Here is a 21,382-nt window from a genome sequence, read left to right on the forward strand (position 1 = left end):
ACCCCTCGCCAGAACCTTGCGGTCAGGAGCGGTGCTTCAGGCATCGTCATCTGACCGCTCGATGAAGAAAACCGATAGAAGGAAAGACCATGAAGGCTGCATATTACGATGTTCCGGGCGGACCGGAGGTCCTGCGCTACGCCGACGTCGAGGCGCCGGCCTGCCCCGAGGACGGCGTGCTCCTGAAGGTGGAGGCAATCTCGATCGAGGGCGGCGATCTCATCAATCGGGCGACTGCCGCGCCTGAGGCAGCCGGCCACGTTCCGGGCTATGCGGCCGCGGGCGAGATCGTTGCGGTTGGCGCGAAGGTTCGCGACCGCTTCGTCGGGCAAAAGGTGACGTCGTTCGACATGGGCGGGTCCCATGCCGAAATGCGCGCCGTGAAGGCCTCGCGGACATGGGTCGTGCCGGACGGTCTGGACATGGCGGCTGCGGCGGTGCTCCCCATCTCCTTCGGGACCGCCCATCACAGCCTTTTCGCCCGGGGAATGCTGGCCGAGGGCGAAACCGTCCTCGTGCAGGGCGGAGCGGGCAGCGTCGGGGTTGCAGCGATACAGCTCGCGCATCGCGCCGGCGCGAAGGTGCTGGCGACCGTTTCGGGCGCGGATCGCGCCGCGCGGCTGCGGGCCTATGGGCTGGACGCCGCGATCGATCACCGCGCCGAGGACGTGACCGCGGCCGTCATGCGGATGACCGACGGCCGCGGCGTGGATCTGGTCGTCGATCCCGTCGGCTCCACGCTTGCGGGATCGCTTGCCGCACTGCGGCCCGAGGGCCGTCTTGTGTTCGTCGGCAATGCCGGGCGCGCGGCGCTGGAGCTCGACCTCTGGCCCGCCTTGCAGGCCAACCAGACGCTTCTGGGCGTGTTCATGGGCAGCCAGCTCGAAAAACCCGAAGTCCACCGGACGGTCGACAAGATGTTGCAACGGGCCGCTTCCGGCGAACTGGATGTGCCTATCGACCGACGGTTTGCGCTGAGCGAAGCCGCGGCGGCGCACGCCTATGCCGAGGAGAATTCCATTCTGGGCCGGGTCGTGCTTGTCCCGTAACCCGCCGGATTCGAAGCCGCCGCCCGGGCGTGGGCCCGGGTCGCTGCGTCGTAGAGCATTGCCATCGGTGGACGCGCGCTAGCGCCCGTCATCCTGCCTGGCAAAGGTCCGCCTTGCTTCCGCAACCTGATCGCGATGATCAAGCGACCACTGCAGAATACCCTTCAGATGCGGTTCCAGCGATGCGCCGAGATCTGATACCGCGTAGACGACCGCGACCGGCGACGTGCTGACGACCGTGCGGCTGATCAGGCCACTTGCCTCGAGCCTGCGCAGGCATTGCGTGAGCGCTTTCTGACTCACGCCTTTATTGAGGCGCTTGAGCGCATTGAAGCGCGCGGGCCCATCGCACAGGGCATTCAGAACCAGCAGGCTCCATTTGCCGGTCAGTTCGTCAAGGACGGATCGGATATGTTCCAGGTCTTCGGACGATTGGACAGGCATGTGGGATACTCCGGGTTACCTGGTCGCTTTCAGGTGCGTAATTGATTTCAGGTATATCCTGTATACCTTGATGTGGCCACCATCAAGGAGAGTCCAGATGCCAAGCGACATGTACAAGCACGTTCAGACGCAGACCAGGGGAACCGTGCTCGTCTTCGGCGCGACCGGTAAACAGGGCGGAGCGGTCGCCGCGGCGTTGCGCGCCAAAGGCTGGGCTGTCCGCGCCCTCGTCCGCAACACCGCGCGCGAAGAGGTCAAACGACTTGGCGCGGCCGGCATCGCCATATTCGAGGGCGCGTTCGCGGACATGGCTTCGGTCGAGAACGCCATGGAAGGGGTCGACGCGGTCTTCAGCGTGCAGCCCCATTCGGGAAGCGCGGGATCGGGCATCACCGATGCCGAGGAAGTGCGCATCGGCAAAAGCATTGCCGACATTGCGATGCGCAGCGGGGTCAGGCATCTGGTCTACAGCTCGGCGGGCATCATCAGCAGGGGCAGGACAGGCCTGCCCAACCTCGACACCAAGATCGAGATCGAGGAACATATCCGCAGCCTGGACCTGCCGAGCACGATCATACGGCCCGCCACCTTCACCGACCTCTTCACGCTCCCCGGTTTCGGGCTCGATCAGGGGACGTTCTCATTCTTCGTGCATCCGGATCAGCCCTTTCAGGCCATAGCCGTCGATGACATCGGCAAGATCGGCGCGCAGATCATCGAACATCCGAGCGTGTACGCCGGTCGAACGATCGAGATCGCCGGCGACGAACCGACGGGACTGGAGCTGGCAGACGCATTGAGCCATGCGGCAGGGCGCAAGATTACCTACCACCGCTTCCCCGACAGAGTGCTGAACGGCAATGAATTTCTGCGGCGCAACGCAAAACTGTTCGAGGAAGGCCGGGCGACCGGGAATGCGGATATTGCCGCCCTGAAGAAGGAATTCGGGCCGCTTTGGAGCGTGTCGGATTGGCTGGAAGGTCCCGGCAAGTCCGCGCTTCAAGCCGCACTCGCAAGCGATGACCGGCCTCTCGCGCTCAGATAAAGCGCCGCCGCGCGAACCGGCGCGACGCCGTCTTGGGTTCCCCGGCGCTATGCTCTGCGGCAGCAGGTTAGGGTCACGTACCGGCGGCCTTCGCTGCGGCGCAGAACGGCATAGGTGTCCGCATGGTTGCCGGTGGCATTGAACGCGCCGACAAGCCTCTTGCCCTTCAGTGCGGCGCCGAGGTTTCGAACCAGGTCATGGTTGCGGGGGAAGCCGTGGCAATCACCGCGTAGCCCGAGGCGGTCGCAAGTTGCACCGCATTGCTACCGACGCTCGACGATGCGCCCCAGACAAGCAGCGTCTCGCCGCCGGGTGTCGGGTTGAGGGAAGGGGACACTACGCCTCGAGGCGTTTTCCGGACTGCTTGTCGAAAAAATGCAGTTTGTCCCGGGTGGGCGTGATGTGGACCGTCTCGCCTAGCCGGAGCGGCATGATCCCGCGGGGCGCGCATGTTACGATTGTTCCGCCGATATCAACCTCCACATGCGTTTCGGAGCCGAGCACCTCGATATCGTAAACCCTGCCGGCAATGCCGGTTTCTGAGAGGGCCAGGTCTTCCGGACGTATGGCAAGTGTCACCGGTCCCTCCGGCAGATTTGTCACGGCGGCAGCTCGCCCGTCGGCAAGGACGCAGGTCTTCCTGCCGTCACGCTGCTCGATCCGCGCGTCGATGAAATTCATCTCCGGCGAGCCGATGAACCCTGCGACGAATGTGTTGGCCGGCCGGGTGTAGAGTTCCATCGGCGGTCCGACCTGCTGGACCTCGCCATCCTTCAGCAGCACCACCCGGTCGGCCAGCGTCATCGCTTCCACCTGGTCGTGGGTAACGTAGATCGAGGTCGAGCCGAGCCTGCGGTGGAGCTGGCGGATCTGGTGGCGCATTTCCACGCGCAGCTTGGCGTCGAGGTTGGAAAGCGGCTCATCGAAGAGAAAGACGCGCGGATCGCGGATGATCGCCCGGCCCATCGCCACCCGCTGGCGCTGGCCGCCCGAAAGGTCCCTGGGCCGGCGATGGAGCAGCGCATCCATGCCGATCGTCTTCGAGGTTTCCTCGACGTGGGTGGCGAGCGCTTCGCCGCTTTCGCCCCGAATCTTCATCGGAAAGCCGATATTCTCATCAACGCTGAAATGCGGGTAGAGCGCATAGGACTGGAACACCATCGCGATATCGCGCTCGCGCGCTTCCATGTCGTTGACCACCTCGCCGCCGATCCTCATCGTGCCTGACGATATGGTCTCGAGCCCCGCGATCATGCGCAACAGGGTGGACTTGCCGCAGCCGGAAGGACCGACCAGCACCACGAACTCGCCTTCGGCGATCGACAGGTTGATATCGCTGAGGGCCTGGAACCGGCCGAAATTCTTGCAAATGGACTGAAGCTCGACAGTGGACATTCTTGTCTCCCAGAGCATTTCGCAGTCAGGTGGCACCACCTGACGTCCGCGAAAATGCGTTTAAACTCTACTTCACCGAACCGGCGGTCAGGCCGCGCACGATAAAGCGCTGGCCAAGGAACATCAGCACGATCGCTGGCAGCGCCGACAGCACCGAGGCGGCGGCCATTTCGCCATGCTGGATTTCATATTGTCCCGCATAGGCCGCAATCGCGACGGGCACGGTCATCGTGTCCTTGGCGGTCAGATTGAGGGCGATCGAGAACTCACTCCACGAGAAGATGAAGGCGAGCAGCCCGGCTGCAATGAGCCCCGGCACGACCAGCGGCAGCAGGATCTTGCGAAACGCCGTCGTGCGCCGGCATCCGTCAATCATCGCCGCCTGTTCGAGATCCTTCGGGATATTGTCGAAGGCCGCCATCATCAGCCAGATGGTCATGGGCAGGTTGATGACGATGTGGGTCAGAACCAGCGCCGTCAGCGTATCGAACAGGCCGACCTGGCGGAACATCACATACCACGGGCCGACAAGCGTGATCGGCGGAACGATGTTGAAGATCAGCGTCCAGGCCAGAAAGATCGCGCTGAACATGCCGGAACTGCGCCGCCACGCCAGCGAATAGGCCGCGAGCGTGCCGATCGCGAGCACGATGACCGTGCTGACCACGCCGACGATCAGGCTGTTCAGGAGGTTCTTCGGAAAGTCCGAGCTGCGGCCGAACAGCACCTGCTGATAGTTCGCGAACGTCGCCTCGAACGGGAACTGCCCCATCAGGATCGCGATCTGGTATTTGAGCGAAACGGCGACGATCCAGAGGAAGGGCGCTGCAACGAGCAGCAGCGCAAAGGCCACCAGCGCCCAGATTGCCGCGTTCTTTACAGGTTTCCGGACCATCAGCGCGTCCTCGCCAGTCGACGCTGCGCCAGTGCGAATGCGCCGAGATAGGCACAGACGATGGCAATCGTGATCAGGGCGATCAGCGCGCCGTAGCCAAGCTGGTTCTGCTTGAAGAACACCTTGTAGACGTAAAGGCTGATGACTTCCGTGGCCGTGCCGGGACCGCCCGAGGTCAGCAGATATATCTGGTCGAACACCTTGAAGGCCACGATCGAGCGGAAGATGAAGGCAACCATCAGCGCCGGCCACATCAGCGGAATGACGATATGGCGCAGTTTCTGGGCATAACTTGCGCCATCGATGGAGGAGGCTTCCATGACCTCCTCCGGCAGCGCCTCAAGGCCCGCAAGCAGGATCAGGAATACCAGCGGCGTCCAGTGCCAGATATCGACGATGATGACGGCGATCAGCGCGGTGCCCGTGGAACCGAGCAGGTCCAGCGGCGGAATGCCGACCAGCCCGAAAAGCCAGTTGATGACGCCGAATTCGGGATTATACATCAGCCGCCACATATTGCCGATGGCGACCGGTGGAATGAGGATCGGCAAAAGCATGCCGGTGCGCACCAGCCCGCGGCCGCGCACGATCTCGCTCACGGCCAGCGCCAGCGCAAATCCGAACGCCATCTCGAAGGCGGTTGCCACCAGCACGAAGATCAGCGTATTGCCCATCGCCCGGCGGAAAACCCAGTCGTCGGCGAGCTTGGCGAAATTCTCCAGAAGCGCCGGCGTGCGCACCAGTTCGCCACCTTCGAAGGTGATCGTCGAAGCCGCCATCTGAAACAGTTCGATCAGCGGAAACACGCTCAGCGCCAGAAAGAACGCGGCGGCGGGCAGGATCGCCAGCAGTTTGAAATGGCGGTCGATGAAGGCCCATAACGGCTCGAACGGGCCTGTCCTGCCAATATGCGAGCGTGGCTGTGTCTTGTGCGACATGCAGAACTCCGGCGAAAGGGCGGGGCCGCCATGGCGGCCCCGGATTTCTGTTTGGCTTTACGTATTTAGAGTGGCTTCAGCATGCCGGTCTTGCGGCCGGATTTTTCGAGGATGTCGTGGATTTCCTCAGCTGCAGTGTTCAACGCTTCTTCGGCCGTCAACTCGCCGATCAGCGCCTGGTTCAGCCTGAGGCCGATCACCTCCTCCACCTGCGCGCCTTCCTTGTAGAGCAGCACCTGGGACGCGTTTTCGGCAACGGTCGCGTAAGGCTCCATCCACCGATATTTGGCGTCCTCGGACAACGGCCCGCGCAGAGTGTCGAAGCGCACCGGAATGCCGCCGGCCTCGGCGTAGAGCTGCTGCGCATCCGCGCTCATGAAGTAGTCGACGAATTCAAGCGCCGCCTGTTTGCGTTCATCCGAAATGTTTTTCGGAATGCCCATCTGCCAGCTTCCGAACACGCCCGCGGGCTTGCCGCCGGCAGGGTAGGGCATCGGCGCATAGCCGATCTTGTCGACCACGATCGATTTCTGCGGGTCGTCCATCTGCGCCTGGGCCGCGACAACGATTCCGGCCTGTGCGGCCTTGCCCGTCACCGTCAGCTGGATCATTTCGCTCTGGCCGACGGAGCCCGGATTGTCGACGCTGCAGTCATTGTTGATCCTGAGGAACATGTTCAGCGCCTCAAGCACTTCCGGACTGTTGAAGGTGACCGTGAAGTCGCCGTTTTCGGGGTCCTTCAGGATCGAGCCGCCATAGGCGAGCATATGCGATGTGAAGGCGAAGCGGATCGGGTTGCCGCGCTCGCCGCGCAGCACCGCGCCATACATGTCGGGCGGATCGTTGAGTTCGGCGCAATTGGCCAGCACATCGTCATAGGTTGCCGGCGGCGTGTCGATCAGGTCGGTGCGGTAGTACCACAGATGCGCGTTGGCATTTGGGCTGAATGCCATCAGCTTGCCGCCATCGGGGGTCGGCCACTGCTTGTCCTCGTTCCAGTAGATCGAACCGCCCGCCGTGATCGCCTCCTCGGGCAGCTTGAAGTCAGGATCGATGTCGTTGAACGGCGTCAGAAACCCGCCTGAATAGAACTCGACCACCCAGCCATTGTCGAGATTGACGAGGTCATAGGGGCTTTCCTGGCCGCGCACGGCATTGCGGGCCTTTTCAAGCAGGCCGCCATAGGGCGTCCGGTCGATTTCGACGGTATTGCCGGTGTCCTTCTCGTATTGGTCCACTACCGCCTCGAAGCCCGCATACCATGGCGAGCTGTTGATCAGGATGGTGATCGGCTCGGCGGCATGCGCGGAAAGCGTGGTGCTCGCCATCAGCGAGGCGAGGCCGATGGCGCCGGTCCATCCGGCTCTTGAGATCGAGAACAGTCCCATTTTTTCCTCCCTTTGGTCCTGTAAGTGTTTTCCGGCTATGCCGGCGCGAGCCCGTAACGCGTGTAAATCTCTTCCGGGCAGTCATGATCGGCCAGAACGCGGCAAAGCGCGGCCCTGAGACGGCTTTCAACGGCATCGTCGCGAAACGGATTTTCCTGCTTGGGATCGCCCTCAAGATCGTAGAGCCGCGTGCCGATATCCTGAAACGCCTCGCCATCATGGATCGGAATGCGCGCCGCATTCATCAGCGCGTCGATCTTCAGAACCGGCATCTCCTTGGTGAAGCCGAAGGGCGCGCGCAGCTCGGCGGTTTTCATCTCCTCGGAACTGAAGGGCGCACGGATATGCGAGGGCATCAGCGTATATTCGTAAAGACCCGGCGCATAGAGATCGTCGGGATAGATGTAATAGGCGTAGCGCCCGTCATTGATGCCGATCGGCCCGCCGAACATGCCGTAGATCGCGACCTCGTGTTCGTCATTATCGGCAAGCACCGAACGTCCGCAAACTTCTTCGGGGACATCCAGCCCGAACAGGTCGAGCAGCGTCGGCATCAGATCATGGGTCTGGGTCAGCCGGCCGGAGCGGGTTCCCGCGCGTTCCGGCGCGCGCGGGTCATGAACCATCAGCGGAATATTCGCGAGCTCCTGGTAATAGGGCTGCAGGTTCTTGCCCCACCAGTCATGTTCGGAAAGGAGCAGGCCGTGATCGGTCGAAACGATCAGCGCCGTGTCCTTCCACATGTCGTGCTCGTCCATATAGTCGATCAGCTTGCCGAAATACTCGTCGCACATGGCAACGAGCGCGGCATAATTGGCGCGGATTTCGGCGATCTCCTCGGGACTGTCATTGACCTTGGCATAAAGCGGCCAGTCGAGAACGCCGCCGTTCCAACCGGTCTTGTAGGCCTCCTTGAACCGGTCCGGCGCGCGGAACGGCTCATGCGGATCGAAGCATTCCAGCATCACCAGCCAGTTGTCGGCCTTGTGATTGACGTCGAGGAAATCGAAAGCCGAGGCAAAGCAGCGCGGCCCCGGATAATCCTCTTCCTCGGTAATGAAGGTGTTGTTGATCGCATGCTGGAAGCGCACCGCGGCGCGGCCTTGCGGCTTTTCGCCTTCGCCGAAGGGATAATGCTTGTTGGCATAGATCTCCCGGAAGCGCTCCAGCGGCGGCTCGACCATCGCTTTCCAGGGATCGTATTCCTGTCCGCGAATGAAGTCATAGCTGGTGAAGCGGTTGTGATAGGTCGCGCCGCCATCCTCGAAATAATGCAGGTGATCGGTCACGAGATGGCTGTAGATGCCGCCCTTGCGCAATAGTTCGGGAAACGAGTTGTCGAACGGCTCAAGCGGCCCCCAGCTTCGGTGCATGAAGTTCATGCGGCCGGTGTGCAGGTCGCGGCGGGCCGGCATGCAGGGCAGCGAGCCGACATAGTGATTGTCGTATACGATGGAGCGTTCCGCAAACCGATCGAAATTCGGGGTCTTCACAGATCCCAGACCATAGGCTTCGATGGCCGTCTTGTTCAGCGAATCGAACAGGCAGAAGATCGCTCGCATACATGTCCTCCCAGATTTCCTGAGGGGATCAGTAGCCTTATGTGGTATTCGTGACTAATATCAATTTTGAAATTGGTATTGGGAAAACCGATATGCAGGATACCTATATCCAACTTGCACGCCGCTTCGTCGCCGTCAGCGACGCCGGCAGCATCAAACGAGCCTCGCAGAACCTTAACCTGTCGCAGCCGGCGCTGACGCAGTCGGTGCAAAACATCGAGGATATCTTCGGCTGCAGGCTGTTCGAACGCACCCAGAAGGGCATTGTGCTTACCCCGATGGGGGAGCGGCTTTATGTTCGCTCGCGCCGCATGCTGGATGAACTGGCGCTGGCGCGGGAGGAGATCAGCGATCTGGCGACGGGCAGGATCGGAGCGCTCAGAATTTCGGCGGGCATGGCCTGGGGCTATTGTTACCTGCCGGATATCATCCGCAGGCTGCAGGAGCAGTATCCGGAACTTGAGGTTGATCTCGATATCGCGGTGAGCGCGAAGGCATTGGCGGCGCTGAGGGACGGGCGCGCCGACGTTGTCTTCGGTTCCGACAACGCGACCTTTCAGGAGGAAGGTTTTGTCAGGTCCACCCTGGTGACGGTGGATTTTGCCGTTGCCTGCGGCCTGCCGTCGCCGTTGTCGAAGTGGGAAAGCGTCAAGCTCGACGACGTTTTTGAATCGCCGGTGGTGATCTATCAGGACGACATCGAACTGATCGATCGCGTCCTGAACCGCATCGAGCAGAAGGCCGGGCGATCCCTCAACATCGCGGTGAAGACCAAGTCCCTGCTGGCGACATTGGAACTGGTGCGCAGCGGACGTTATGTCGCCTTCATCGCGCGGCCGTTCCTGGAGCGGTTTTCGGGACCCGATATCAAGGTATTGCCGCTCGATGAGCCGCTCTATCAGTTTCCAACGGCGATCTATTATCGCAAGACGCTGACCCATGCCGCACCGTTCAGGACGCTTCTGGGCTTTCTGGACGAGTTCAGGGCGACGAACGGTCCTCGCTAAAGGCGGGATGTCTGGAGTGATCGTCAATCACCCCATCGGCGACAAAACACTAGAATCGATAAGGCGCTGCGCAATTGTCCTCCATGTCCGCCCGAAGCCCGACTTCCGGCAGCGCCTGTCTCAGCAAATTCAGCATCGGTGCCACATGCGGCCCGGGCGGCGGCCGAAGACGTTTGGGATCGGCTGATGGCGGCATGGCCAACACGGTTTTCAGACATGGCCACATTCCTTGTAGCGATCGTAAATCTTGTAACCGGTGACCCGCGATATGCCGAACTCGCGGCAAAAGGGGCGCCATCTGCTCTCCTGCAAGCAGCCGGGCTATGAATTTGAGACGTTCGTCCATTGGTCTACACTCTTTCCAAGGCATTCGAGTTCCCCCAAATGCATGATGTGTAAACCATGTGACCCGTATTAAATGTCAGCTATCTCTCGATAAGCTCACAACTTGTGGGATCGTTTGATCCCTGGGCGCGGCGAGACTGCGAGGGGCACAGCTTTTCGAGGGATCGCGGCAGAGCATTTCGGCACAAAAGAAGACAGCGGTGCGTGGCTCACAGTCTACGGGTGCTCTTTGGAAGCCGCCCGCGCAACCTCTATCTTGCTTGCGTTCAGTACCTTGATGGTTCCTACGTGCTCGCATATTGGGCGCGGCTAACGATCTGTTCGCCGTTTCTACCCCGTTTACAAAGGCCGCGCGTCAGTTCGTCTATCGTATCCGGGACTCGTTTTCATCGAATACATATACATGCTCGGCCTGGACAAGCAGTGACAGGGTGGAGCCAGCTTCAACGATTTCGGTTCGGTCCACCTCCACTGTGCAAGCTGTTCCGCCGATTGTGCCGTAGAGATAGCTTGAGCCGCCGAGAAATTCAGCGAAATCAACCGTGAACGGAAGTCCGTCTTCGTCACCCCTCGCTGGTTGCCAGTGCTCCGGTCGAATGCCAACTGAAACGCGGGTTCCGTCCTGAGGCTTGGCTTCAAGCTTCGGGCAGGGCAGCGTGGCGCCAGCGATTTCAATATGGTCGCCCTTGATGACGCCATCGAGAAAATTCATCTTTGGCGAGCCTATGAAACCGCCGACAAACATGTTGTCGGGGTCATCATAAAGCGTCGCCGGTGAGCCCACCTGCTCGATATAGCCGCCGCGCAGCACGACGATCTTGTCGGCGAGCGTCATCGCTTCCGTCTGGTCATGGGTGACGTAGATCATCGTATTGCCGAGCTCGCGGTGCAGCCGGGCGATTTCGATGCGCATGCCGACCCTGAGCTCCGCATCGAGATTGGAGAGCGGCTCGTCAAATAGGAAAATCTCCGGATCGCGCACGATTGCGCGGCCGATGGCAACACGCTGGCGCTGGCCGCCGGAAAGCTGGCCGGGCCGGCGGTCGAGATAGTCCGTCAATTTCAGGATATCGGCAGCCCGTCGCACCTTGGCCTCGACCTCCGCCTTCGGTCGCCCGGCGACCTTGAGGCCAAAGCCCATATTCTGGGCCACGCTCATGTGTGGATAGAGCGCATAGGTCTGGAAAACCATTGCGATGCCGCGGTCTGACGGGTCTTCATCGGTCACATCCGTGCCTGCGATCAGCACGTCCCCGCTCGTGACATCCTCAAGGCCAGCGATCAGCCGCAAAAGGGTCGACTTTCCACAGCCTGACGGGCCGACGAAGACGACGAACTCGCCGCCTTCTATGTCCAGGTCGACATCATGGATGACCTGCACGGCCCCGAAGGACTTGGAAACCCGTCTGAGCGCCAGTCCCGATGGATTGCGATCCGGCTTTAGTCGTTCTGCCTGGCTCATGGTCATGCCTCCCTTCGCAGCCAGACCAGCATTGCGCCCGGCGCGCGATTGTCCCACAGATAATAGGGTATGGCTTTCAAGCTGGCGGATTTCCGCTCCGGCGGCGTTGTGACGTATAGCGCATCGGTCGGCTGCCTTTCGAAAATAGCCTCGATCTCGAGCGCGACTGCATCGCCAAGCCCTTCGGCATGATCAAGGCGCACGCGAGCGCCGTCTTTCACAACATAGGCGTTGAGCGGGGCCTTGTTGTCGGTCTCCTCCACGCAATAGACCAGAGGGCCACGCAGAAGTGCGACGCGACCCTGGTCGGGCGCGACCTTCTGATGGGCGTAGAGCATTTCCGGCTCCATCTGCAGGGCCAGTTCAACCCTGTCGCCCGCCGCCCAGCGACGCTGGAGGCGCAGATAGCCCTTTTCGGGCTTTGCATCGGACACTTCACCGTTGACAGCGAGTGAAAAGCCCTTAGCCCATCCCGGGACGCGCAGGGAAAGGATGAACTCAACAGGTGTCTCCGGTGTCAGCGTCACCGTGATCCGGCCGTCCTGCGGATAAACCGTCTCCTGCTCCACGCCAATTCTGGCGCCGGCAATTTCGAACTCGGCGGTATTTTGGCAATAAAGGTGCAGCGCCAGTTCATCCTCGGCCACGCCATAGAAATAGGTACCGATCGAGGCGATCAGGCGGGAGATGTTGGGCGGGCAGCAGGGGCAGCGGTGCCAGCGCCAGCGATGGTGGTCGCCGTAGCTTTCCAGCGGATTATCGTAGAAGAAATGCGTGCCGTCCGCGGACAGGCCCGCTAACGCGCCGTTGTAAAGCGCCCGCTCCATAACATCGGCAAACCGGGCATCGGGCGCGCGGCCCAGCATGCGGCTTGCCCAGAACACCAGGGCAACGGAAGCACAGGTCTCTGCGTAGGCCGTATTGTTCGGAAGGTCATAGTCGAAGGTAAGCCCCTCGTTGTCTTTGGAAGGACCCAAGCCGCCGGTGACATAGAGATTGCGGTCGGTCAGATGCGACCAAAGCGCCTCAAGGGCCGGGGCGAGGCTTTCGTCGGAAAACTCGGTGGCCACGTCGGCCATTCCGGCATAAAGATAGGCCGCCCTGACTGCATGGCCGACGACCTCACGCTGGTCGCGCACCGGCTTGTGCGCCTGGCAATATTCGTAATTCCCAAAGTGGAAATCTCCCGCCGATCCACCTCGGGCGACAGCCTCCGCATCGAAATAATGCGGCTGCTGACCACGCTCATCGACGAAGTACTTGGCAAGGTCAAGATAACGCTGCTCACCGGTGGCGCGGGCAAGCCTTACAAGCGCCAGTTCCAGTTCCGGGTGACCGGGATAGCCGTGCTTCTGATCGGCCTTCGGACCGAAAGTTCGGTCGATCAGATCCGCGTAGCGGCACATGATGTCGAGGAGCTTCCGCTTTCCCGTTGCCTGATAATAAGCGACGGCGCCTTCGATCAGGTGACCAGCATTGTAGAGCTCGTGCTGATCGCGCAGATTTGCCCACCGCGTGCCAGGTTCAATTCGCAGGAAGAACGAATTGAGATAGCCGTCATCGGCCTGCAAGCGTGCATAGGCATTAACCACTTCGTCGATCCGGGCTTCAAGTTCCGCGTCGCGTTTCCGGTTGAGCGCATAGGCTGCCGTTTCAATGCTCTTGCCGAAATCGGAATCCCAGAACATCTGCGTCGTGACCGTATTTCCGTGCTGATAGGGAATCTTGAGACCTGGATTGGGCCGGTCGGGATCGACCTGATCGAGCATGCCGGCTTCGATACAGCGGTCGAACAGAAGCCTGGCCGTTTTGGTGGCGATCATGTCGATCTGCGGGCCAAAGAAGCCTCCGACGTTAATCTGGTTTACTGCGGGCGGACGGAACTTGGACCTCGGCGTCAATACGTCAATCATTTGGGTTGGAGCTCTGTCGTTCATCGGAAAATCCTTTCCTGAAGCGATAGGGTTACTTGACCGCGCCGGCCGTCAGGCCGCGGATGTAAGAGCGTTGAAGAATGAGAAACAGGATCATGCAGGGGATCATCATCACCGTGACGCCGGCCTGAACCGTGCCCCAGTCTATCGAGCCGAACCGGCCGCTGCGGACCGACGTCATCAGCACCGGCAGGGTGAATTTGGTCTGGTCGGTGAGCAGTACCAGCGCGGCGAGGAACTCGTTCCAGGCGTTGAGGAAGGCAAACAGGCCGACAGTGACGACACCCGGCAGAACCAGCGGCCCCATGACCTGGACCAGCATCCGCACGCCCTTGACGCCGTCCATGCGCCCGGCCTCCTCTATTTCCTTCGGCACGGCATCGAATGCATTGCGCATCATGAACACCGAGAAGGGAAGCTGGAGCGTGGTGTAGATCAGCACCAGCCCGACGAGCTTGTTCTGCAGGCCGAGTTTGGCGAGAAGCAGGAACAGCGGCGTCAGGATCGACTGGAACGGGACCATCATCGTTGACAGGATCAGGATGAAGACCACACCGCGCAGCGGAAAGCGGAAGCGCGAAAACCCGTATCCCGCGAGGATCGCGACCAGAATGGTCAGGCTTGCGGTGCCGAGCGCGACGAACAGAGAATTGCCGATATAGTGCAGAACCGACTGGCCATAACCCTCGAGCCGGACATAGCTCGACAGGCTGAAGCCATCGGTCGGCCATGGCGGCAGCGGTGGCTTGCCGGATTCGGCGGGCGAGCGGAAACTTGCGAGGATGCACCAGACCAGGGGTGCCAGAAACAGCGCGGCAACGAGTGCCGCCGTCACATGAAAGATCAGGCGATGAAAGCGGAACCGGCCCCGGCGCGTCGGTGCCGCAGCCATGGTTGGATCGAGCGTGGCTGCGCTCATCGCTTATCTCCCCTGTCACTCAGGAGCACAAGCTGCAGCACGCTCAGCACCAGCAGCACGGCCAGCAGGACCATGGAGAGCGCCGCGCCATACCCAAGGCGGAAGGATACGAAGCTTTCATTGAAGATTTCGTAGACGGCCGTCACGGTCTGCCCGTGCGGGCCGCCGTTCAGGATGATGTAGAACTGGTCGAAGGCGAGCATCGAGCCGGAGACGCAGAGGATCAGCGCCAGCGCGAAGGGTTTGCGGATCAGCGGCATGGTAATGTAGCGAAACCGCTGCATCCATTTCGCGCCGTCGATCCGCGCGGCCTCCTGATAATCGCTCGGGATCGACTGCAGGCCGCTCATCAGGATGACCATGAAGAAGCCGGACATCTTCCAGACGACCATGATGATGACGGACCAAAAGGCGGGTGTGAAATTGGCCAGGATGTTGATCCGTCCCTCGGTCAGGCCTAGCTCTTCGAGCAGCGGTGAAAACAGGCCGGTGTCGACATTGGAGAGCCAGGACCAGAGCAGTGCCGCCGACGCGAAGCCGGTGACCACCGGCAGGAAATAGATGGTCCGGTACGCCGAGATCGCCCGCCCCTGTCCCTGGACGATGAACGCCAGGCCGAGGGCGATGCCGAGCAGGGCCACGGTCACCACAACCGTATATTCGGCGGTGAACCACATTGAGGACCAGAAGTTCTTGTCGGACAACAGCCGCTCGTAATTGGCAAGGCCGATGAAGCGGGGGACGCCCATCAGCGGCCATTTGTGCAGCGACATCCAGACCGTCATGCAGAGCGGCACGATGAAGAACATGGCGACCAGGGCCAGCGCTGGGAGCACATAGAGAAGGCCGGTCCATTGCCGGTTTCGCCGCCGTCGCTTCTTTGGTGTCGGCTGAGCGGCCTCCGCCATTACGATGTCAGACATGGGAAAATCCTCTCAAAGCGAAAGAGCGGGCGGTCTCCGCCGCTGCCGGCGGAGACCGCCTGTGAGGCTGGCGTCAGCGCGATGCGTCGATAATCGACTGCATCTCGCTCTGGCCCTCGTCGATCGCTTTCTGCACCGCCTCGTCGCTCTTGGCGAAGAACGCCTTGTTGAGCATCGTGGTCCAGGGGCTCTGGGTCGAATTGATGATGTCGTTGAACACCGTGGAATACGGGGTCTTGCCCTTGGCCATCGCTTTCGCCGCCGTCAGGTAGCGCGCATCGAGCCCCTCGAGCGCCTGTTCGGCAATATCGTCACGCACGGGCAGAGAACCGTTCTGGGCGAGGATCTTCTGTCCTTCCAGGGAATAGGCGAATTCAAGGAAGGATTCGACGGCCGCGAGCTTCGCGTCGCTGGTCTTGGCGGAGACCACGAAATTGTCGCCGCCCGCGAATGACGACCAGCCTCCGTCCTTCCCCGGCAGGTAGGTCACGCCGTAGTCGAGATCCGGATACTGGCTGTTGAGCGCGCCGATCGCGAACGAACCCGAGGGCGTGATGCCGATATTGCCGCCGGCAAATGCGGCGAAGAAGTTCATGCCGCCGTCGGTCTGCGAACCGGCCGGCACCAGGCCATCCATGACCATGCCGCGATAGAATTCGATCGCTTCTTTCACCTCGGGCGAATTAAGCGTCGCCTTGGTGCCGTCATCCTGCAGGATGTCGCCGCCCGATGCCCAGATCAGCGGGGTGAAGGTGAAGATGTTGCAGCCGCCGCAATTACCCGAGAAGTAATAGCCATAGGTGTCATCGCCAAGCGCGTTGACCGCCTTGGCGTCGGTCAGGATATCTGCCCAGTTTTGCGGTCCCTTTTCAGGATCGAGGCCGGCTTCCTTGAACAGGTTCTTGTTCCAGATCAGCACCGAGGCATCTGCCGAGAATGGCAGGCCATAGATCTTGTCGTCATAGGTGCCGACGCTCAGATGAGCCTTCGACAGGCTGTCGTAGAATGGCAGCGATTTGGCGAACGCGGTCATGTCCTTCAACTGCCCGGCCTCGGCGAAGGCTGGCGTGTAGATCAGGTCGAGCGACAGCGCGTCCGGCTGCGAGCCGCCGGCCGACGCGACCGCATATTTCTGCACCAGTTCGGCCGTAGGCACGATCTGGAGTTCGGCCTGATCGCCCCCCTTGGCATTGAAGGCCTCGACAAGCTTCGGCATGAAAACCGAACTGTCGGCGCGCGTCCAGAGCGAAAATGTCTCCGCCCGGGCAAGGCCCGGCAGGGTGATGGCAGCGATGGCTATGCCGCCGAGTAAAACCTTGAGTCTCATTCCAATTACCTCCCATTTGATCCCACGCAGCAGCCCGAATTGAGCTGAGCTAACGTTTGCGCAATATGCGCGTTCCTCCCCTTCAATCCGGTAGCTCGCACTGATGGGGCGGTTTCCCGGCGCAAGGCTCAGTCGATCTTGGCGCCGCAAGATTGTCTGACGACAAGAGTGCAGGGCGTCTCGCGAATGCCAGGCTCCACCGGCTTGCCGTCGATCATGTCCAGAAGTGCGAGCCCTGCGCTTCTCCCAAGGTCTGGAAGGCCCATGTCGACCGTTGTCAAAGGCGGACGCGTAGCCTTCGCAAAAACCTCCCAGTTATCGAAACCGACAATCGCAATATCGTCCGGCACACCTACACCCATCTGTGCGAAAGCGTCGATGACGCCGCGCGCGATCTGGTCATTGCCGCAGAAGATCGCATCCGGTCGCTCGTCGGCCTCGATAAGCGCATGGGCCATGTCGTAGCCATGGGCCTCCGTCCAAGCGGAGAAAATCGCATCGCCAAAGGGCTCGAGCCCCGCTCCAGCAAGGGCCGAACGCCATCCCATTTCGCGCAGGTTTGCGGCTTTGAAAGCCCTTGGGCCGGTAATATGCGCGATCTTTCGCCGTCCAAGCCCGATCAGATGGTCGACGGCATTCTTCGCCGCGTTGATGTCATCGGGTACGAAACTGACCGCCCCCTCGGGCGCGGAAGCATAGACGTAAACCACTGGCATGCCGAGCGGCGGCAGGTCGATCGGAAGACCGCGATCGATACGTTTTCCGGTAATGACAAGACCATCGACGCGCTTTTCCTCCATGGCGCCGAGATTAAGCTTCAAGCTCTCCGGCTCATATTCCCCCGCACTCAGGAAAACCGAGACGCCGCGGTCGGCCATCGCTGCCGAAAGCCCGGCGGCAACAGGCAGCGTAAAGCGGCCGTAAGTGTCATTGGTCAGAAGACCAAGCGTAAACGAGCGCTGTTGGACAAGCCCACGCGCAATCGAATTTGGCCGGTAGTCAAGCGCGGCAGCGGCAGCGCGCACACGCTCACGTGTCTCGTCAGACATGCGCCCCGTGCCGTTCAGAGCCCGCGAGGCGGTGGTCGCACTGACATCTGCTTTCGCCGCGACATCGCGGATCGTGCTGCGCTGATACGCGCCCGTCGATTGCAGCTTGGAGACACTTTCCGTCAAATTTATCCTCCCGACGCAAACGGGCGAACTCCATTGAGCAATCGTTTGCTCTTCAATGGTTTATCGTTTGCGCAATCAGATTTTCACAGCATGGGGGTGCTGTCAAGCGCGGTTTCCTTCCCAGCTGAACCAGGCTTAGGACTGTAATACAGCATAGGCGTTTGACGCCGATTGGCGCGATGAGTCTTTGAAAGATTTTAGGCAGCCCGCTACGCAGCGCGGTCCTTTCCTGGCCGAGCCTGCTTCTGGTGGTGGCAGTGGCGCGGTTCATCGCCAACTCGCTTGCGTCGCCCTATTTCCTGTCGCCCTGGTCCTTGTCGGATGCCACCTTCAATTTCACGGAAAAGGCGATCATCGCGCTTGCCTCCACCGCAATGGGCTTTGCCCTGCAATTCGGGATCGGCACGCCGGGACTTGTTGCCATCGCTCTTGCAACGGGGGCAGCCGGTCTGGCGTCGCGTGCCAGGTATGCGCCGACCACACAGGACGGCATCGCACCAAAAGGTGCTCTGCCCCCTGTAAGTAGCGTTTCTCAACTCAAGGCGTGAATGCGCAGTGAGGATAGGAGCGTCTGTTTCGACGTCTTCAGGTGGTCGCGGGCCGCTGCCAGGGCAGCCTGTTCCTCGCGCGCTTTCAGCGCGTCGATGATCCGCAGATGCTCGCCGATCGCGGCGAGGTTGCGGTCGCGCTCGTCCTTCTTGTCCCACTGATAGTGGTAGTGGAAGACGAGCGTGATCACCTTCTGGAACTCGGTGACGAAACGGTTCTTCACGACGCTGCCGATGGCGGTGTGGAAGCGTTCATCAAGCAGCGAGAAATCGTGATAGCGCTGATCGATATCCTCGGCGAGCCGGATGTGGTCGTTTCTCAGATCCTCGAGGTGTTTCCATATGCCATGGGACGGCGGCAGGGCGACGAGATGCGAGACGGCGTTGAGTTCGAGTATGGTGCGGAAATCGGAAAGCTCGATCGCGAAATCACGGGTGAAGCCGACCAGTTCCCATCCGCCCCTGGGCCGCCGGCGCACCAGCCCGAAACGGCTCAGCGAGGCGAGAAACTCCTGCAGCCCATAGGCCTGCACGCCGAACTTGCGCGACAGTTCCGTCACGTTCAACGCCGTGCCGGGCGGCACGTCGAAGCGCAGGACCCAGTCGAGAAACTGGCGCTCCAGTTCATCCTCGGAGGGCTGGGTGGAGTGGACCGCGAGCCTGTCTGCCTCCTCGGGAAGCCTGAGCAGGGTTTTCGAGCGGCCTTCCCAACTGATGAGGCCTTCCGCATTGAGTCGCTCGAGGGCGGAGCGCACGACAGTGCGGCTGACATCGAGCTGTTGCGCCAGCGCCAGCTCGGCCGGCAACTGATCGCCCGCCTGCCTGCCGGCGCAATAATCCAGAAGCTGGTTATAGGCTTCCCGGAAACGCTCGTCAGTTCTTGCCATGCCTGTTTCTCCGCGTTTTTCCACTCTAGCACGCGGTTTGTTTTGTCGACAATGATAAAAAACAATTGACAGCCGCGTTTCCATGGATAGTTTTGTACTTAATTATATTGCACCGAATTCGGAGGAGCCTATGTCGGTGGCAGCGGAGGAGCCGCATCCCCTGGGAAGAATCGGCAGGATCAGCGCGGGTACGTTTCACCAGCTATCCGCCCTGATGACGCTGGCGATGCTGATCGCGATTTTCGCTTTCGGCAATGCGGCCTTCCTGTCGGTCAATAACGGCTTGACGGTGCTGTTGCAGACCTCGGTGATCGGGCTGATCGGTATCGGTATGACGATGGTCATCATCACCGGCGGCATCGATCTTTCGGTCGGTTCCGTCCTGGCGCTTTCGGGCACGGCCGCGGGGCTGATGGTGAAGGCCGGCCTGCCGGTGCCGGTGGCCATGTCGGCGGCAGTGTTGGTGGGCGCATTATGCGGGTTTGTGAATGGCATCGTCATCACCAAGATGCGCATCACGCCCTTCGTCGCCACGCTCGGCATGATGATGATCGCCCGCGGCACGGCCCTGCAACTGACGGGTGCCGCACCGATTTCCCAGCTTGGCGAGGCGTTTGGCGTTCTCGGCAATGGCGCATTGTTTCGCCACGTCGAAAAGCTGCCGAACGGCCTCTCCAGGGTGGTGTTTCCGGGCATTCCCTATCCGGCCATCCTGCTGCTGATCGTCGCCATCTGCGGGGCCTATCTCTTGCGCCGGCGCGCGCTTGGCCGCCATATCTACGCCACCGGCTCCAACGAGGAGGCGGCGCGGCTGTCAGGCGTCAATGTCGATGCGACCAAGATCGCCGCCTATGTCCTGTCCGGCGCGCTTGCGGGCGTTGCCGGAAACGTCCTGATGTCGCGCCTCGTGACCGCCCAGCCCAATGAAGGCGTGATGTACGAGCTCGACGCCATCGCCGCCGCGGTGATCGGCGGCGCCTCGCTGATGGGCGGCGTCGGCGGCATTTCGGGCACCATGATCGGCGCCTTCATCATCGGCGTGCTGCGCAACGGGCTCAACATGTCCGGCGTATCGGCCTTCATCCAGCAGATCATCATCGGTTTTGTCGTCATCCTGGCCGTCTTCATCGACCAGTTGCGCAGCAACCGCCGATAAACCAGTCAATCCATGTCTTTAAAGGGAGGAGAAACCATGAAGACGATTTTGAAAGCAGTGCTTGCAGCCAGTGCCATCGCCGCCGTACCGTTTGCCACGGCGAGCGCGGCGGAAATCGCGGTCATCGTCAAGACGACCAATTCCAACTTCTGGCAGAACGTCAACAAGGGCGCTTCGGCGGCCGTTGACGGCCAGTCGGACATCACCATGACCTTCGACGGTCCGGCTTCGGAGTCCGATATCGCGGCGGAAGTGAACATGGTCGACAACGCCGTCAACAAGGGCGTTGCCGGTATCGTGCTGGCCCCGTCCGACCCGGATGCGCTGGTGCCCGCCGTCAAGCGGGCCAATGAATCCGGAATCCCGGTCGCGATCATCGACTCGGCGCTTTCGGACGCCGGCAAGGGCACCTACCAGACCTTCCTGTCGACCGACAATTGCGCGGCCGGCGAGCTTGCTGCTGACCGGATGATCGAACTGACGGGCGGCGAAGGCAAGGTCGCCGTGATGTCCTATGTGGCGGGCGTCGGCTCGGAGATCGGTCGCGTCGGCTGCTTCGTCGACAAGATCAAGGCCGATTCCAAGATCGAGATCGTCGGTCCCTATTACTCGCAGTCGCAGATGGCGACCGCGCTGAACCAGACCACCGACGTTCTGGCCGCCAATCCGGACCTGAAGGGCATTTTCGGCGCCAATGAGCCGACTGCCGTCGGCATGGGCCGGGCCATCAAGCAGGCCGGCAAGGCCGGACAGGTCGCCGCCATCGGCTTTGACGGCAACAAGGACCTGCAGGACTTCGTCAAGGACGGCACGCTCAACGCCATTCTGGTGCAGGGCTCGTTCCAGATGGGCGAAAAGGGCGTCCAGGCGATCATGGAGCTGATCGACGGCAAGTCCGTCGAGCCCCAGATCGATACCGGCGTCGTGCTCGTCACCAAGGACAATATCGACTCCGACGAAGCCCAGAACGTGCTTTACTAAGA

19 protein-coding genes and 2 pseudogenes are annotated in these 21,382 nt (G+C 61.1%); 6 read left to right on the plus strand and 15 right to left on the minus strand.

The window, feature by feature from the left end:
- The first annotated feature begins 89 nt into the window (after positions 1-89).
- Positions 90-1,049: a quinone oxidoreductase family protein gene (locus K7H91_RS13405; RefSeq protein ID WP_230720775.1), complete on the plus strand. Its 960-nt coding sequence runs from the start codon at positions 90-92 to the stop codon at positions 1,047-1,049.
- Positions 1,050-1,127: 78 nt separating this feature from the next.
- On the opposite strand, the gene K7H91_RS13410 is transcribed toward K7H91_RS13405, so the two are convergent.
- Positions 1,128-1,493, minus strand: coding sequence for a winged helix-turn-helix transcriptional regulator (locus tag K7H91_RS13410; RefSeq protein ID WP_230720776.1), 366 nt, complete (start codon positions 1,491-1,493; stop codon positions 1,128-1,130).
- Between the two features lie 97 nt (positions 1,494-1,590).
- On the opposite strand from K7H91_RS13410, the gene K7H91_RS13415 reads away from it, so the two are divergent.
- Positions 1,591-2,538: an NmrA/HSCARG family protein gene (locus tag K7H91_RS13415; RefSeq protein WP_230720777.1), complete on the plus strand. Its 948-nt coding sequence runs from the start codon at positions 1,591-1,593 to the stop codon at positions 2,536-2,538.
- 166 nt (positions 2,539-2,704) lie between these two features.
- Here the strand turns inward: K7H91_RS13415 and K7H91_RS13420 are convergent, their stop codons facing one another.
- The 6 genes from K7H91_RS13420 to K7H91_RS13445 form a co-directional block, all read right to left on the minus strand.
- Entirely contained in the window at positions 2,705-2,875 is a 171-nt protein-coding gene (locus K7H91_RS13420; RefSeq protein ID WP_230720836.1) for a hypothetical protein, read from the minus strand.
- Positions 2,875-3,933, minus strand: a complete 1,059-nt coding sequence (locus K7H91_RS13425; RefSeq protein ID WP_230720778.1) for an ABC transporter ATP-binding protein — start codon at positions 3,931-3,933, stop codon at positions 2,875-2,877. Before K7H91_RS13425 ends, K7H91_RS13420 begins: the two co-directional genes overlap by 1 nt.
- A 67-nt stretch (positions 3,934-4,000) precedes the next feature.
- Positions 4,001-4,828, minus strand: a complete 828-nt coding sequence (locus tag K7H91_RS13430) for a carbohydrate ABC transporter permease (protein ID WP_230720779.1) — start codon at positions 4,826-4,828, stop codon at positions 4,001-4,003.
- Positions 4,828-5,766 carry a carbohydrate ABC transporter permease gene (locus tag K7H91_RS13435; protein WP_230720780.1) on the minus strand — a complete coding sequence of 313 codons (939 nt, stop codon included), beginning with the start codon at positions 5,764-5,766 and terminating at the stop codon, positions 4,828-4,830. Before K7H91_RS13435 ends, K7H91_RS13430 begins: the two co-directional genes overlap by 1 nt.
- 65 nt (positions 5,767-5,831) lie before the next feature.
- Positions 5,832-7,154 carry an extracellular solute-binding protein gene (locus K7H91_RS13440; protein WP_230720781.1) on the minus strand — a complete coding sequence of 441 codons (1,323 nt, stop codon included), beginning with the start codon at positions 7,152-7,154 and terminating at the stop codon, positions 5,832-5,834.
- A 35-nt stretch (positions 7,155-7,189) separates the two neighbouring features.
- Positions 7,190-8,716 (minus strand): sulfatase, encoded by a 1,527-nt coding sequence (locus K7H91_RS13445; RefSeq protein WP_230720782.1) that lies wholly within the window; start codon positions 8,714-8,716, stop codon positions 7,190-7,192.
- Positions 8,717-8,808: 92 nt separating this feature from the next.
- Here K7H91_RS13445 and K7H91_RS13450 point away from each other — a divergent pair, with 92 nt between their 5' ends.
- The gene (locus K7H91_RS13450) at positions 8,809-9,723 is read left to right on the plus strand and encodes a LysR family transcriptional regulator (RefSeq protein ID WP_230720783.1); all 915 of its coding nucleotides are present in this window, start codon (positions 8,809-8,811) and stop codon (positions 9,721-9,723) included.
- Between the two features lie 219 nt (positions 9,724-9,942).
- Here the strand turns inward: K7H91_RS13450 and K7H91_RS25835 are convergent.
- From K7H91_RS25835 to K7H91_RS13480, 7 genes and pseudogenes are all read right to left on the minus strand, one after another.
- A pseudogene (locus tag K7H91_RS25835) lies at positions 9,943-10,093 on the minus strand (helix-turn-helix domain-containing protein); the annotation flags it as partial.
- 339 nt (positions 10,094-10,432) lie between these two features.
- Positions 10,433-11,530, minus strand: coding sequence for an ABC transporter ATP-binding protein (locus tag K7H91_RS13455; protein ID WP_230720784.1), 1,098 nt, complete (start codon positions 11,528-11,530; stop codon positions 10,433-10,435).
- 2 nt (positions 11,531-11,532) lie between these two features.
- Positions 11,533-13,467, minus strand: a complete 1,935-nt coding sequence (locus K7H91_RS13460) for a glycoside hydrolase family 127 protein (RefSeq protein ID WP_230720785.1) — start codon at positions 13,465-13,467, stop codon at positions 11,533-11,535.
- A 28-nt stretch (positions 13,468-13,495) separates the two neighbouring features.
- On the minus strand, positions 13,496-14,356 hold the full coding sequence (locus K7H91_RS13465) for a carbohydrate ABC transporter permease (protein WP_230720832.1): 861 nt from the start codon (positions 14,354-14,356) through the stop codon (positions 13,496-13,498).
- 23 nt (positions 14,357-14,379) lie between these two features.
- Positions 14,380-15,306 (minus strand): carbohydrate ABC transporter permease, encoded by a 927-nt coding sequence (locus tag K7H91_RS13470; protein ID WP_230720786.1) that lies wholly within the window; start codon positions 15,304-15,306, stop codon positions 14,380-14,382.
- 73 nt (positions 15,307-15,379) lie between these two features.
- Complete coding sequence (locus tag K7H91_RS13475; RefSeq protein ID WP_230720787.1) at positions 15,380-16,633, minus strand: ABC transporter substrate-binding protein; 1,254 nt, start codon at positions 16,631-16,633, stop codon at positions 15,380-15,382.
- Positions 16,634-16,761: 128 nt separating this feature from the next.
- Entirely contained in the window at positions 16,762-17,808 is a 1,047-nt protein-coding gene (locus K7H91_RS13480; protein ID WP_230720788.1) for a LacI family DNA-binding transcriptional regulator, read from the minus strand.
- Positions 17,809-18,002: 194 nt separating this feature from the next.
- On the opposite strand from K7H91_RS13480, the pseudogene K7H91_RS13485 reads away from it, so the two are divergent.
- Positions 18,003-18,254: pseudogene (locus K7H91_RS13485) on the plus strand (ABC transporter permease); the annotation flags it as partial.
- A gap of 86 nt (positions 18,255-18,340) precedes the next feature.
- On the opposite strand, the gene K7H91_RS13490 reads toward K7H91_RS13485, so the two are convergent.
- The gene (locus K7H91_RS13490) at positions 18,341-19,243 is read right to left on the minus strand and encodes a GntR family transcriptional regulator (protein ID WP_230720789.1); all 903 of its coding nucleotides are present in this window, start codon (positions 19,241-19,243) and stop codon (positions 18,341-18,343) included.
- Positions 19,244-19,373: 130 nt separating this feature from the next.
- Here K7H91_RS13490 and K7H91_RS13495 point away from each other — a divergent pair, with 130 nt between their 5' ends.
- A complete protein-coding gene (locus tag K7H91_RS13495) occupies positions 19,374-20,399 on the plus strand; it encodes an ABC transporter permease (RefSeq protein ID WP_230720790.1) in 1,026 nt (341 codons plus the stop codon).
- Between the two features lie 36 nt (positions 20,400-20,435).
- The gene (locus tag K7H91_RS13500) at positions 20,436-21,380 is read left to right on the plus strand and encodes an ABC transporter substrate-binding protein (protein WP_230720791.1); all 945 of its coding nucleotides are present in this window, start codon (positions 20,436-20,438) and stop codon (positions 21,378-21,380) included.
- The last annotated feature ends 2 nt before the right edge of the window (positions 21,381-21,382 follow it).

It is taken from the genome of Martelella mediterranea, from assembly GCF_021021415.1.
Taxonomy (GTDB): Bacteria; Pseudomonadota; Alphaproteobacteria; order Rhizobiales; family Rhizobiaceae; genus Martelella; species Martelella mediterranea_C.